13 protein-coding genes are annotated in these 12,731 nt (G+C 69.5%); 7 read left to right on the plus strand and 6 right to left on the minus strand.

The genetic code is table 11. From position 1 onward, the window contains the following. Positions 1-3 precede the first annotated feature (3 nt). Positions 4-3,666, plus strand: a complete 3,663-nt coding sequence (locus WFM69_RS03765) for a bifunctional proline dehydrogenase/L-glutamate gamma-semialdehyde dehydrogenase (RefSeq protein ID WP_337001783.1) — start codon at positions 4-6, stop codon at positions 3,664-3,666. A gap of 122 nt (positions 3,667-3,788) precedes the next feature. Here WFM69_RS03765 and WFM69_RS03770 read toward each other — a convergent pair whose 3' ends face one another. Beyond that, positions 3,789-4,073, minus strand: a complete 285-nt coding sequence (locus WFM69_RS03770) for a hypothetical protein (RefSeq protein ID WP_337001785.1) — start codon at positions 4,071-4,073, stop codon at positions 3,789-3,791. A gap of 49 nt (positions 4,074-4,122) precedes the next feature. Then, the gene (locus tag WFM69_RS19410; RefSeq protein ID WP_442928446.1) at positions 4,123-4,938 is read right to left on the minus strand and encodes a cutinase family protein; all 816 of its coding nucleotides are present in this window, start codon (positions 4,936-4,938) and stop codon (positions 4,123-4,125) included. A 179-nt stretch (positions 4,939-5,117) separates the two neighbouring features. On the opposite strand from WFM69_RS19410, the gene WFM69_RS03775 reads away from it, so the two are divergent. Genes WFM69_RS03775 through WFM69_RS03785 form a run of 3 tightly spaced genes read left to right on the plus strand, consistent with a single transcriptional unit; the run spans position 5,118 to position 6,792 of the window. Further along, positions 5,118-5,552 carry a hypothetical protein gene (locus tag WFM69_RS03775; RefSeq protein WP_337001787.1) on the plus strand — a complete coding sequence of 145 codons (435 nt, stop codon included), beginning with the start codon at positions 5,118-5,120 and terminating at the stop codon, positions 5,550-5,552. Next, positions 5,552-5,782: a helix-turn-helix transcriptional regulator gene (locus tag WFM69_RS03780; RefSeq protein ID WP_337001789.1), complete on the plus strand. Its 231-nt coding sequence runs from the start codon at positions 5,552-5,554 to the stop codon at positions 5,780-5,782. The genes WFM69_RS03775 and WFM69_RS03780 overlap by 1 nt, the downstream gene beginning before the upstream one ends. Then, complete coding sequence (locus WFM69_RS03785) at positions 5,779-6,792, plus strand: NAD(P)-dependent alcohol dehydrogenase (RefSeq protein ID WP_337001791.1); 1,014 nt, start codon at positions 5,779-5,781, stop codon at positions 6,790-6,792. Before WFM69_RS03780 ends, WFM69_RS03785 begins: the two co-directional genes overlap by 4 nt. A gap of 109 nt (positions 6,793-6,901) precedes the next feature. On the opposite strand, the gene WFM69_RS03790 is transcribed toward WFM69_RS03785, so the two are convergent. Then, positions 6,902-7,339 (minus strand): SHOCT domain-containing protein, encoded by a 438-nt coding sequence (locus tag WFM69_RS03790; protein WP_337001793.1) that lies wholly within the window; start codon positions 7,337-7,339, stop codon positions 6,902-6,904. Between the two features lie 256 nt (positions 7,340-7,595). On the opposite strand from WFM69_RS03790, the gene ddaH reads away from it, so the two are divergent. After that, positions 7,596-8,474: a dimethylargininase gene (gene ddaH / locus WFM69_RS03795; RefSeq protein ID WP_337001795.1), complete on the plus strand. Its 879-nt coding sequence runs from the start codon at positions 7,596-7,598 to the stop codon at positions 8,472-8,474. After that, positions 8,471-9,673, plus strand: coding sequence for an ornithine--oxo-acid transaminase (gene rocD, locus WFM69_RS03800; RefSeq protein WP_337001797.1), 1,203 nt, complete (start codon positions 8,471-8,473; stop codon positions 9,671-9,673). The genes ddaH and rocD overlap by 4 nt, the downstream gene beginning before the upstream one ends. Before the next feature lie 109 nt (positions 9,674-9,782). Here the strand turns inward: rocD and WFM69_RS03805 are convergent, their stop codons facing one another. The 3 genes from WFM69_RS03805 to WFM69_RS03815 all read right to left on the minus strand — a co-directional run bounded on the left by WFM69_RS03805 (position 9,783) and on the right by WFM69_RS03815 (position 11,902). Beyond that, positions 9,783-10,055 (minus strand): hypothetical protein, encoded by a 273-nt coding sequence (locus WFM69_RS03805; RefSeq protein WP_337001799.1) that lies wholly within the window; start codon positions 10,053-10,055, stop codon positions 9,783-9,785. Positions 10,056-10,118: 63 nt separating this feature from the next. Then, the gene (locus WFM69_RS03810) at positions 10,119-11,456 is read right to left on the minus strand and encodes an MFS transporter (RefSeq protein WP_337002100.1); all 1,338 of its coding nucleotides are present in this window, start codon (positions 11,454-11,456) and stop codon (positions 10,119-10,121) included. A gap of 5 nt (positions 11,457-11,461) precedes the next feature. Continuing rightward, positions 11,462-11,902, minus strand: a complete 441-nt coding sequence (locus tag WFM69_RS03815; protein ID WP_337001801.1) for a MarR family winged helix-turn-helix transcriptional regulator — start codon at positions 11,900-11,902, stop codon at positions 11,462-11,464. 59 nt (positions 11,903-11,961) lie between these two features. Between WFM69_RS03815 and WFM69_RS03820 the strand changes: the two genes are divergently transcribed. After that, complete coding sequence (locus tag WFM69_RS03820; protein ID WP_337001803.1) at positions 11,962-12,699, plus strand: copper homeostasis protein CutC; 738 nt, start codon at positions 11,962-11,964, stop codon at positions 12,697-12,699. The last annotated feature ends 32 nt before the right edge of the window (positions 12,700-12,731 follow it).

Here is a 12,731-nt window from a genome sequence, read left to right on the forward strand (position 1 = left end):
ACCATGGCAGAGTCGTCGTCATCCCCCACGGATGCCGTGGCATCCGCACCCCTCGCAGACCGCGCCGTCGAGCTCGCTCGTCGCTGGGCGATCGAGGCCGCGGCGATCGAACCCGACCCCGCCGCCGCCCGACTCGCGGGCGTGCTGCAGGATGCCAACGGACTGCCGTTCACGCTCGGATTCGTCGATGGGGTCATGCGACCGGAGAGCCTGAGCGCCGCCGCGTCGCAGCTGCACAGGATCGCGCCCATCGTGCCCGAGTTCCTGCCCTGGTATCTGCGGTCGGTCGTGCGGGTCGGCGGCGGCGTCGCGCAGATCCTCCCCGCGCCGGTGGTCCCCATCGCCCGCCGGGTGCTGCGTGACATGGTCGGACACCTCGTCGTCGATGCGCGCCCCGCGAAGCTCGGTGCGGCCATCGAACGGATCGCGGCGAGTGGATCCCGCCTCAACCTCAACCTCCTCGGCGAGGCCGTGCTCGGCGAGGCCGAGGCGCGACGTCGACTCGACGGCATCCATGCGCTGATCCGTCGCCCCGACGTCGACTACGTCTCGGTCAAGGTCTCGGCGATCATCAGCCACCTGTCGATGTGGGCGTTCGACGAGGTCGTCGACGAGGTGGTCGCCCGGCTCCTGCCGCTCTACGTCACGGCTGCCGCCGACGGCACCTTCATCAACCTCGACATGGAGGAGTACCGCGACCTCGACCTGACCATCGCGGTGTTCACGCGCCTCCTCGAGGACCCGCGTCTCGCCGCACTCGAGGCGGGGATCGTGCTGCAGGCGTACCTGCCCGACGCGCTGCCCGCGTTCCAGGAGCTCACCGCATGGTCGCAGGACCGCGTCGCGCACGGCGGCGCCCGCATCAAGGTGCGACTCGTCAAGGGCGCCAACCTCGCGATGGAGCATGTCGAGGCGCGCATGCACGGCTGGGCGTCCGCGACCTACGACACCAAGCTCGACACCGACGCGAACTACCTGCGGGTGCTCGACTGGGCACTGCGGCCTGAGCACACGGCGGCCGTGAAGGTGGGGGTCGCTGGACACAACCTCTTCGGCATCGCCTACGCCTGGCTGCTGGCGGGGGAGCGCGGCGTGCGCGAGGCCGTCGAGTTCGAGATGCTGCTCGGCATGGCCCAGGGGCAGGTGCAGGCCGTGTCCCGTGAGGTCGGCCCGGTGCTGCTGTACGTGCCGGTCGTGGCGCCCGCCGAGTTCGACGTGGCGATCAGCTATCTGGTGCGGCGGCTGGAGGAGAACGCCTCGCCTGACAACTTCCTCTCCGCGGCATTCCGGCTCGGCGACGACGAGGCCCTGTTCGTGCGGGAGCAGGATCGTTTCCTCGATGCGCTCGACCGCTCCACGGATGCGACCCTCCGGACCGGGCCGCGACGCACCCAGGACCGGCGCGCGCCCGTGCACGAATCGGTGCGTCCCGCGCCGCTCGCGCCCGCGCCCGAGACCGACCTCACGAAGGCGGTGCTCGGGATCTCCCGGGGCTCGGACGGCGACGGCGGTCGCGAGGCGTTCCTCGAGACCGCGGTGTACTCCGCCCGCGAGGTGGAACAGGATGCCGGTGGCGCGCCCGGCTTCTCGAACACGCCCGACACCGACCCGGCTCTCCCGGCGAACCGCGACTGGGCCCGCACCGTGCGCGAGCGGATCTCCACCTCCGGCCTCGGCGCCGCCACGATCGACGCGGCCCGCGTGCCCGACGTCGAAGCCCTCGAACGCCTCGTGCAGGGCGTGCGCCGCGCCGCCCCCGCGTGGGGCGGACGCCCGGCCGCCGAACGCGCCGAGGTGCTGCTGCGCGCCGCCGCCGCCCTCGAATCGCGGCGGGCCGATCTGATCGAGGTCGCCGCGGCCGAGACCGGCAAGGTGTTCGCGGAGGCCGACATCGAGGTGAGCGAGGCCGTCGACTTCGCCCGCTACTACGCGGCCAAGGCGCGGGAACTGGATGCGATCGCGGGCGCCGTGTTCGTGCCCGCATCCGTGACCGTCGTCACGCCGCCGTGGAACTTCCCCCTCGCGATCCCGGCCGGCGGGGTGCTCGCCGCGCTCGCCGCAGGCTCCGGTGTGGTCTTCAAGCCCGCCCCGCAGGCCCGCCGTTGCGCCGCCGTGATCGCCGAGACGCTGTGGCAGGCGGGCGTGCCGCGCGACCTGCTCGCCCTCGTCGACATCGAGGAGGGCGAGCTCGGCCGTGAGCTCATCACCCATGACGCCGTCGACCGCGTGATCCTCACCGGCTCCTGGGACACCGCCGCGCTGTTCCGCTCCTGGCGCCCCGATCTGCCGCTCCTCGCCGAGACCAGCGGCAAGAACGCCATGATCATCACACCGTCGGCCGACCTCGATCTCGCGGTCGCCGACCTCGTCAAGAGCGCCTTCGGGCATGCCGGGCAGAAGTGCTCGGCCGCGTCGCTGGCGATCCTCGTCGGCCCGATCGGACGGTCGCCGCGGTTCGCCCGGCAGCTGGCGGATGCCGTGCGCTCGCTGCACGTCGGAGCCCCCACCGATCCGCTGGCCGAGGTCGGGCCGGTGATCGAGTCGCCGCAGGGCAAGCTCGCCTGGGCGCTGAGCCGGCTCGAGGGCGACGAGCAGTGGCTGATCGAGCCCGCCCTCGACCCCGCCGACGACGGGAGCGGACGACTGTGGCGCCCCGGCATCCGCGTCGGGGTGCAGGAGGGATCGCGGTTCCACACCGAGGAGTTCTTCGGCCCGGTGCTCGGGGTGATGCACGCGCCCACGCTGGCCAAAGCCGTCGAGATGCAGAACGCCGTCGCCTACGGTCTCACCGCGGGGCTGTACACCCAGGACCCGGAGGAGCTCGCGTTCTGGATCGACCGGGTGCAGGCGGGAAACCTGTACGTCAACCGCGGCATCACGGGCGCGATCGTGCAGCGGCAGCCGTTCGGCGGGTGGAAGCGCTCCGCGGTCGGTCCCGGTGCCAAGGCCGGCGGCCCGAACTACCTCATCGGTCTGGGGTCCTGGCGGTCGCAGCCGGGCGGGCCGGCATCCAGCACCCTGCATCTGCGGGGGCTCGACTCGCGCATCACGGCGCTCATCGAGTCGGCCCAGTCGTCGCTCGGGTACGAGTCGTTCGAGTGGTTGCGGCGCTCGGCGCTGTCGGACGCGCTGGCGTGGGATCGCGAGTTCGGTCAGGTGCGCGACGTCTCGCGGCTCGGCGTCGAACGCAACCTCTTCCGCTACCGTCCGGTTCCGGTGGAGGTGCGGGCGACGGAGGATGCGGCGCTGCAGGATCTGCTGCGCGTCGTGATCGCCGGTGTGCGCTCCGGGGCGAAGTTCGTGATCTCGACGCCGGTCGGGTTGCCGGGCGAGGTGCGCCGCACCCTCGGCGACCTCGATGCGACGGTGTTCCTCGAGAGCGACGAGGAGTGGATGCAGCGCGTGCTCCGCGCCGAGGTCGCCGAGGGCGTTCCGGCTCCGGCGTCCCGCCATCGGGTGCGACTCGTGGGCGGTCGTGCTGCGGTCGCCGCACTGCACACGGCTCTCGCCACGGCATCGGGCGGTGACCCCGACCTCGCGGTGTACGACGGCGAGGTGACCGCGGCCGCCCGCATCGAGCTGCTGCCGTTCGTTCACGAGCAGTCGATCTCGATCACGGCGCACCGCTACGGCAACCTCGATCCCTGGAGCAGTTCCGCGATCTGAGGCCATCGCCAGGCGTTCTGTATCGCGACGTACGCGTCCCGTTCTGTCGCGCTTTCTGTCGGTACTCGGCGCGCATACCGACAGAAAGCGCGACGGGAAGAGGCGGGCGGGTGGGGGACTGCTCAGTTCGTGGCGGTCATCATGAGCGTCAGGGTCACGACCGCACCGAGCACAGCGACGCCGAGAGCCATCCAAGCGATGACGCGGCGCTTCGTCGCGCTCGAACGGAAGAGCAATGAGGCGACCGCGCCGCCCGCGACGGATACCACGCAGAAGACCAGCGCAGCAGTGTTGGCGGCATCCTTGAGCGAGGGTGAGTCGCCCGGCATGTTCACCGTTGCGATGGACGTGATGACGGACGCCAACAGCGTGCCGACAGCGACGAAGACGGTGAGGAGCCACGGCAATACCGTCGACCCTCCTGTCTCTATCGTTCCGGGGCTTGCCATCGGCGAATTACCCCCATCGGATGAAGTTGCCGAGAAAAGCCGCTGCATCATTGACATACATGCTGTAGTCGCTGTGGACACCCCAGCCAGCGATCAGGTTGTTCTGGCAGGGGGCGTCTCCCGACCGGCAGTAGATTCGGAGCACTTGCCGTGAGGTGTCTGAGTTGGTGTCAATTGACCAACCATACGTCTTCAGCTCATTGAGTTGGCCCTGCACCGCGTCTGGGCGTGGCCACATGCCGATAGCTCCAGGATTCACGCCGGGTGCGTTGACCGGCTGATTTGGGCGATATCCTGGGTCCCCAAACGCAACGGCGCCTTTGACTTGCCCCCGCGCCGTCGTGTTCATGGCGCTTCCCAGAGTCGTGGATACGACGTCGGCGCCCTGAGAGTATCCGACTAGCAGGACCATGGGCCGTATGGCGCAAGAGCTATACGATTCGAGCTCCGCGCTCAATGTCGCGACGCCGCTGTCTCGGCTGCTGATGTATGAATTGCTTGTGTCGATGAGGTTGACTTCGGCCGTGGCGGGATAGTTCAAACTCACTACCCACGACTTGAGGTCGATTGGAAACTCAGACCTCAGCTTTTCGATAACGGGGGTGACGTTGCTGCCGAAGCCGCCTGATGTCCAAACTCGTCCTCCTGACGCAAGACCAGATCCCTCTGGTGCATTGGTCCCCCGTACCCCGATGATGACAACGTGCGCATCGCACGGCCCTGAGGCCGTGGCGGCGGACGCGGCTAGCGTACTCGTGGCGGAGGACGACGCAACAAGGAGGGCGATGAGTGCGAGGGAGGTGAGACGTCGTTGTCGCTTCATGGTTTATGTGTAACACATTAGTCATAAAACAGCACTGGCTGATGTCGTGTCATCTCGGTATGGTCGCGCGATGTGCTTCCTTGACGCCACTAGACCGGTTCGTCATGTAAAGAATTCTTGACACCGCGTCGGCGTGGACGTACGCTGACCGTGTCAAGAATCTTTTACATGGAGGCATCATGGTCTACGAAGAACGGAACGTCTGGGCCGGCTTGATCGTGAGCCCGATCGTGCTCATCGTGTACGTCGTCCTCGTCCTGCAGCAGGCAGCCGGAGGGCCGCTCCCCGACGTCGACTGGTTCCCGCTCATGCTGTGGGTCATCGGCGGCGGCATCCTCGGGACGATCCTGCTCAGCATCGTGTGGGGCATGATCGCCGGGGCGAAGGATCCCGACGGCGTGGGTCGCTCCGACATCCGCGATCGCGACATCGGCCGCATGGGGGCACGCGTCGAACAGGCGTTCGTCGTGATCGCGGGGCTCGGCGTGATCGTGCTCTGCGCCGTCGGGGCCGACGTGTTCTGGATCGCGAACACGATGTTCGCCGGGTTCGCGGTCTCGGCGATCGTCGGCGGCATCGCCCGCGTGATCGCCTACCGGCGGGGGCTCGTCTGATGGTCAAGCCCACCCTCGTCTCCAACAGCATCCGCGTGCATCGCGAGCAGGCCGGGCTCACCCAGGCCGAGCTCGCCCGCACGATCGGCGTGACGCGGCAGACGCTCATCGCGATCGAGCAGCAGAAGTACTCGCCCACGCTCGAGCTCGCCTTCCAGATCGCCCGCGCGTTCGGCGTGGGCCTCGACGACCTCTTCGCCTACCCCGACACGTCAGGAGCATCCTCATGAGCCGGCCGATGAAGGCGTGGCGCCGCGAGACGTACGGCCCGGCCGACGGCGTGAAGCTCGAGAGCATCCCGGTGCCGGTGCTCGCACACGGCGAGGTGCTGGTGCGCGTGCGGGCCACGGCTCTGAACGCGGGTGATGTGCGCCTGCTGCTCGGCGACCCGCTCCTGGTGCGTCCCGTGTTCGGTCTGACCCGGCCCAAGCATCCGGTGCGCGGGATGGAGGTCGCCGGCACCGTGGTCGCGGTGGGCCCCGACGTGGTCGGCGCCGAGGTCGGCGAAGAGGTCGTCGGGGAGCTCGTCGGCGGCGGGGGGCTGGCGGAGTACGTGCGGGTTCCGGCCTCGCGACTCGTGCCGATCCCGACCGGCATCGCTCCGGACGCGGCGGCCTGCCTGCCCGTGGCCGGTGGGACCGCGTGGCAGGCGCTCGACCTCGCCGGAGTGGGCCTTCCCGGCGGCGCCATGGCCGACGGCACCACCCCGCGCGTGCTGATCATCGGTGCCTCGGGAGGCGTCGGCACGTTCGCGGTGCAGCTCGCGGCCCTCCGCGGCGCCGAGGTGTGGGCGACCTGCCGCACGCGCAACGCACCGCTGGTCGAGCGGCTGGGCGCCGCGCACACGTTCGACCACCGGGAGTCGCCGCTGAGCGCGCTCCCGGACGGACGGTTCGACGCGATCATCGACATCGCCGGCGGGATGCCGCTGCGCGCCCTGAAGCGTCTCGTCATCCCCGGTGGGGTGGTGGTGCTCGTCACCGGCGACGGTGGCCATGTGCTCGGACCCATCCCGCGGATGCTCTGCGCCGCGTTCCTCTCCATCGGTTCCCGACGCATCCGTCCGCTCGCGGCATCACCGCGACCGGAAGTGCTCGCCGCCCTCCTCGACCTCGTGGCCGAAGGCCGGCTCGTGCCCGTGATCGAGCGCGAGTACCCGTTCGCCGAGGCATCCACCGCCCTCGCCCACCTCGAGCGCGGTCACACGGTCGGCAAGGTCGTGGTGCGCGGGGCTTCCTGACCCGCGCGGCCACACCCAAGTTGCGTGGGGTGTGGGGTTGAGGGAGACGTGACAACGCAGACGGGTCCGCCGCCCGGCAGGGCGACGGACCCGTCGGTCGGCGCGTGGCTCAGGCCAGAGCCTTGGCCTTGAGTGCGTCGTACTCGGCCTGGTCGATCGTGCCGGCGTCGAGCAGCGCCCGCGCCTTGGCGATCTCGTCGGCGGGGCTCGCCGCACCGGCGCCCGCGACGGACTTGATGTACTCGGACTGCGCCTCCTGCAGCTGCTTGGCCTGCGCCTGGCTGCGCTCGCCCATGCCGCGACCGCGCGCGATCAGGTACACCAGCGCAGTGATGATCGGGAAGAACAACAGGAACACGATCCACACCGCCTTCCACCAGCCGTTGAGCTTGTGGTCGCGGAACAGGTCGCCGATGATCGCGAACAGCACGAACAGGTAGCTGATGAAGATGAAGATCGTCAGGAACCACCAGATGATGTCCCAGAACGAACCCCAGAAGCCCTGGTATTCGTAGCTGATCGGCGTGATCGTTTCGAGAAGTCGCATGGGGAGGTCCTTTCAGCGCGACGAGGAGAGAAACAGCTCAAGGTATCGCTGTGAGGATGCTGTGCGCCAGAGACCTTCGTCACAAGTCGGCGGGCGGGCACGGCGCGGACCCTGGCGGCGCACAGGGGTGGATGGCACAATGGACGCGGCGTGCTCGAGTCGCATCTTCCCCGCCCCGCTCCCCGCGAGCGGCGGGTCGAAGGACCGCCGGGCCCCTGGACAGCGTCCGCCGCGCCCGTTCATTCGAGGAGCATCCATGTCGACGCCGGAAACCGCCGTCTCCACCGCACCCGCCCGCACCGCGCATCACCGCCACTACCTGATGTGCAAGCCGGAGCATTTCACCGTCAACTACTCCATCAACCCGTGGATGGAGCCGACGAAGCCGACCGACACCGCCAACGCGGTCGCGCAGTGGCAGAAGCTGTACGACCTGTACCTCGAACTGGGCCACGAGGTCGAGCTCATCGAGCCGCTCGCCGGCTATCCCGACATGGTCTACACGGCCAACGGCGGGTTCCTCATCGACGGACGCGCGTACGTGCCCGAGTTCCGCTTCGTCGAGCGTCAGGGCGAGGCGCCGGCCTTCGCGGACTGGTTCCGCGCCGCGGGCTACGACACCGTGATGCCGGAAGAGGTCAACGAGGGGGAGGGGGACTTCCTGCTCGTCGGCGACGTGATCCTGGCGGGCACCGGATTCCGGTCGACCGGCGACAGCCACCGTGAGGTCGGCGAGGTGTTCGGCCGCGAGGTCGTGTCGCTGAACCTCGTCGATCCGCGCTTCTACCACCTCGACACCGCGATCGCCGTGCTCGACCCGGTGCAGGGCATCGAGAACGGCGGGCCGGAGCGCGCGAACATCGCGTACCTCCCGGGGGCCTTCGACGACGCCAGCCGCGCGATCCTGGAGGAGCGCTTCCCCGACGCGATCCTGGTGTCGGACGAGGACGGCGCGGTGTTCGGCCTGAACTCGGCCAGCGACGGCTACAACGTGATCATCTCGCCGCGCGCGAAGGGCTTCGAGAAGCAGCTGCGCGAGCGCGGATACAACCCGATCACGGTCGACCTCTCCGAGCTGCTGCTCGGCGGCGGCGGCATCAAGTGCTGCACGCTCGAACTGCGGGGTGCGAAGTGACCGCGGTCGACGAGACGACGGAAGCGGCCACCGAGCCGCACGTCGCACACAACTACCACCCGCTGCCCGTCATGATCGCGCACGCCGAGGGCGCCTGGGTCACCGATGTCGAGGGCAAGCGGTACCTCGACCTGCTCGCCGCCTACTCGGCGGTGAACTTCGGGCACCGTCATCCGGCTCTCGTGGCCGCGGCCACCGAGCAGCTCGACAAGGTCACGCTCGTCAGCCGCGCGTTCCAGAGCGACCGGCTCGAACCGTTCGCCGCCGCTCTCGCCGAGCTCGCGGGCAAGGACTTGGTGCTGCCGATGAACACCGGGGCCGAGGCCGTCGAGACCGGCATCAAGGTCGCCCGTGCCTGGGGCTACCGCGTCAAGGGCGTCGAGCAGGGCAAGGCGCGCATCATCGTGGCGAAGGGCAACTTCCACGGACGCACGACCACGATCGTCAGCTTCAGCGACGACGAGACCGCGCACGACGACTTCGGCCCTTACACTCCGGGGTTCGATCGGGTGCCGTTCGGAGACCCCGAGGTCGTCGCCGCTGCCATCACTCCCGACACGGTCGCGGTGCTGGTCGAGCCCATCCAGGGCGAGGCCGGGGTCGTGATCCCGCCGGAGGGATACCTGCGCCGCATCCGTGAGATCTGCGACGAGAACAACGTCCTCTTCATCGCGGATGAGATCCAGGCGGGTCTCGGCCGCGTCGGCGAGACCTTCGCGTGCGACCGCGAGGGCGTCGTCCCCGACCTGTATCTGCTCGGCAAGGCGCTCGGCGGCGGCATCCTCCCGGTGTCGGCGGTGGTCGGGAACAGTGACGTGCTGGGCGTCATCCGTCCCGGCGAGCACGGTTCCACGTTCGGCGGCAACCCGCTCGCGGCGGCGGTGGGATTGCGCGTGGTCGAGATGCTGCAGACCGGCGAATTCCAGGAGCGGGCGCGGGCACTGGGTGCGCACCTGGAGGAGGCGCTGCAGCCGCTGATCGGCCATGGCGTCACGGCCGTGCGCATCGCGGGGCTGTGGGCCGGTGTCGACATCGACCCGGCGAAGGGCACCGGCCGCGAGATCGCGGAGAAGCTGCTCGATCGCGGTGTGCTCGTGAAGGACACGCACGGTCAGACGGTGCGCATCGCGCCGCCGCTCGTGATCCGTGCGACGGAGCTCGACTGGGCGGTGGAGCAGCTCAAGCTCGTCCTCGCCTGAGCTGCTCCCGCCGACCCACCCCTTTCGGTGCGAACGACCCCCTTGCGAACGTGCGCAAGGGGGTCGTTCGCCGACAAAGGGGTGGTTCGGTGGGGCGGGGTGGGGCGTGTCAGGCGGGCGGGGAGTCCGGGTCGAGCGTCTTCAGGGTGTCCTCCTCGGCGCCGTTGTCGGCGTCGAGCTGCTCCTCGGTGTTCTCGTCGCCGCCGAGAGCCGCGCGGTGACCCTGGCCGGCATCGCCCTGAATAGCGCCACCGGTCGACTCGCCGCGCGCACTGTCGCCCTGGATCGCGCCGCCGGTGCCGTCGCCCTGACCCGCGTTCTCCTCAGCCACTCCCTCGGCGGGATCCTCGGGGTGGGGTGTGCGTTCCGTGTTCTCGTCCATGCCGCGACGCTACGTCCGCCTCTCGCGACCAGGCGAGGGCGTTGACAAACACGCGAGACCGGTTCAGAGATCGTCGACGTCGCGCTTCTTGGCACTGCGGATCGGTGTGGTCACCGCCGCTTCGTCGCTGAACTCGATCGGGTCGACCTCGATCACGCGCAGGGGCCTGGTCTCGTCGAGCGTCAGCAGGAAGCGGCGGTTCTCGTCCCGTCGCAGGCGTCCGGAGGTCGCCACCCAGATCACGCCGATCGCGCAGGCGACGAATCCCGCCGTGCCGCCGAGCATGATCGCGGCACGGGGCCCGAACGTATCGGCCACCCATCCCGCGATCGGGGCGCCGACCGGGGTCGACCCCATGATCACGGCCATGTACAGCGCGAGCACGCGGCCGCGCAGCGCGGGGTCGGTCGTGATCTGCACGTAGCCATTGGCTGTGGTGAGCAGTGTCACGATCATGAAGCCGGTGAACGTCAAGGTCACTGCATACGACGCATAGGTCGGCATCGCGGAGGACACGAACGCGGCGATGCCGAATCCGCCCGCGGCCATGATCACGACGCGCACCCTGGCCCGATCGCGTCGGGCAGCGAGCAGCGCGCCGATGAGCGAACCGATCGCGAGCACCGAGCTGAGCACGCCGTATCCGTCGGCGCCAGCCCCGAACTCGAGCGCCATGGTCGAGGCGAAGATCGGGAAGTTCATGCCGAACGCGCCGATCAGGAACACCGTGACGAACACGACCTTCAGGTCGCTGCGCCCCCACACGTAGCGGAAGCCCTCGGCGAGCCCGCCGCGTCGCCGGTTCTTGAGGCGAGGAGCGAGCAGGCTCCGGCGCATGAGCAGCAGGGCGAGGAGCATCGCCAGGAAGGTCGCCGCGTTCACGATGAACACCCATCCGGAACCGATCGCGACGATCAGCAGGCCGCCGACGGCCGGTCCCACCATGCGGGCGAGGTTGAAGGATGCCGAGTTGAGGGCCACGGCGTTGGAGGTGTCGCCGGTGGAGACCATGTCGGAGACGAACGCCTGCCGCGCGGGAGCATCGAACGCGTTGACGATGCCGAAGCCGAGAGCGAAGCCGAACATCATCGGCAGCGTCATCAGGTCGTTCAGCAGCAGCACGCCCACCGCGATGGCGAGGGCGAGCAGCGCCGACTGGGTAGCGAACAGGATGTGCCGACGGTCGAAGCGGTCGGCGACCCACCCGGTGAGGCTCACGAGCACGAGAGGAGGGCCGAACTGCAGCGCCATGGTCACACCCATCGCGGTGGCGTCGTTGTCGGTCAGCTCGGTCAGCACCACCCAGTCCTGCGCGGTGGCCTGCATCCAGCCACCGACGTTGGAGACCAGGGCGCCCGCGAACCAGATGCGGTAGTTGACGTTCGCGAAGGAGCGGAACATGGCGCTCATCGCTCGACCACCCGCCTCATCAGGGCGCTCGCCTCGCGCAGCGTGCTGAGCTCGGCCTCGGTGTAGTCGACCTCGCGCAGCATGTCGGCCAGAAGTTCGTCGCGGCGGCGGATCGTCTCGACGACGATCTCGGCGCCCGCCTCGGTGATCTCGACCTGCACGCGACGGCGGTCGTCCTCGTCGGGGATGCGCACCACGAAGCCCTGCTCTTCGAGGCCGTTGATCGTGTTCGTCATCGACGGTGCGGTCACGCGCTCACGCTCGGCGAGAGTCGAGATGGTGCGGCGGCCGTTCATGCGCAGGTCGGCGAGCACCGCCAGCTGGGCATCGCTCATCGAACCGTCGGCGCGGGCGCAACGCAGGCGACGGGCCAGCCGGAACGTGGCCATGCGCAGGTCTGTGGCGGTGAGGTGGAGGGATTCATCAGACGCAGACATTACTTAGTTAGTCTATCTAATTTTCCGGACGTGGGGGCGGCAGCGGGCAGAATGGACAGGTGACCCGAACGCTCGCCCTGGAAATCGCCGTGCAGGACCCCGCCGGAGTGCGCATCGCCCGCGAGGTCGGCGCTGCACGCGTCGAACTCGCGACCGCACTCGCGCTCGGAGGACTCACGCCTTCGCCCGCGACGCTCGAGCTGGCCCTCGAGGCCGCAGGCTCCGACGGCCCCGAGGTGCACGTGCTGATCCGCCCCCGCGCCGGCGGCTTCCACTACGACGACGATGAGCTCGCCGTCGCCGAGCGTGACGTGCGCCACGCGATCGCCGCGGGCGCGGCCGGCGTCGTCATCGGCGCGCTCGACGCCGAGGGGCGCCTCGACCTGTTCGCGATGGCGCGCCTGCGCGATGCCGCCGGCGGTGCTCCTGCCACCCTGCACCGGGCGATCGACGTGACCGCCGACCCGGTGGCGACGCTGCAGAGCGCCCGCGAGCTCGGCCTGCGTCGCGTGCTCACCTCCGGTGGGGCATCCGCCGCGATCGACGGCATCGACACCCTGCGCGCGCTCGTCGCCGCGGCCGAGGGCGAGATCGAGATCATGGCCGGCAGTGGGGTCGACGTCGCAAGCGCACCCGTGCTCGCCTCGGCCGGTGTGGATGCCATCCACTTCTCCGCCAAGCGGGCCGTGGTCGAGGACGGCGGCGTGCGCATGGGCTCCGCCTCCGACGGCGTCGGCGGGTACGAGGTCACCGACCGTGACATCGCGTTCGCGATCCGGGATGCGCTCGCGCGGTAGCCGCCCGTCCTACCCGGTGGGTAGGCTCGCAC

The sequence above is a fragment of the Microbacterium sp. LB12 genome (assembly GCF_037150835.1).
GTDB lineage: Bacteria > Actinomycetota > Actinomycetes > Actinomycetales > Microbacteriaceae > Microbacterium.

Bases quoted from the DNA above. Each gene is read 5' to 3' on its own strand.
- WFM69_RS03765 (WP_337001783.1), top strand. From the start codon at position 4: ATGGCAGAGTCGTCGTCATCCCCCACGGATGCCGTGGCATCCGCACCC.
- WFM69_RS19410 (WP_442928446.1), bottom strand. From the start codon at position 4,938: ATGAAGCGACAACGACGTCTCACCTCCCTCGCACTCATCGCCCTCCTT.
- WFM69_RS03775 (WP_337001787.1), top strand. From the start codon at position 5,118: ATGGTCTACGAAGAACGGAACGTCTGGGCCGGCTTGATCGTGAGCCCG.
- WFM69_RS03780 (WP_337001789.1), top strand. From the start codon at position 5,552: ATGGTCAAGCCCACCCTCGTCTCCAACAGCATCCGCGTGCATCGCGAG.
- WFM69_RS03785 (WP_337001791.1), top strand. From the start codon at position 5,779: ATGAGCCGGCCGATGAAGGCGTGGCGCCGCGAGACGTACGGCCCGGCC.
- WFM69_RS03790 (WP_337001793.1), bottom strand. From the start codon at position 7,339: ATGCGACTTCTCGAAACGATCACGCCGATCAGCTACGAATACCAGGGC.
- ddaH (WP_337001795.1), top strand. From the start codon at position 7,596: ATGTCGACGCCGGAAACCGCCGTCTCCACCGCACCCGCCCGCACCGCG.
- WFM69_RS03805 (WP_337001799.1), bottom strand. From the start codon at position 10,055: ATGGACGAGAACACGGAACGCACACCCCACCCCGAGGATCCCGCCGAG.
- WFM69_RS03810 (WP_337002100.1), bottom strand. From the start codon at position 11,456: ATGTTCCGCTCCTTCGCGAACGTCAACTACCGCATCTGGTTCGCGGGC.
- WFM69_RS03815 (WP_337001801.1), bottom strand. From the start codon at position 11,902: ATGTCTGCGTCTGATGAATCCCTCCACCTCACCGCCACAGACCTGCGC.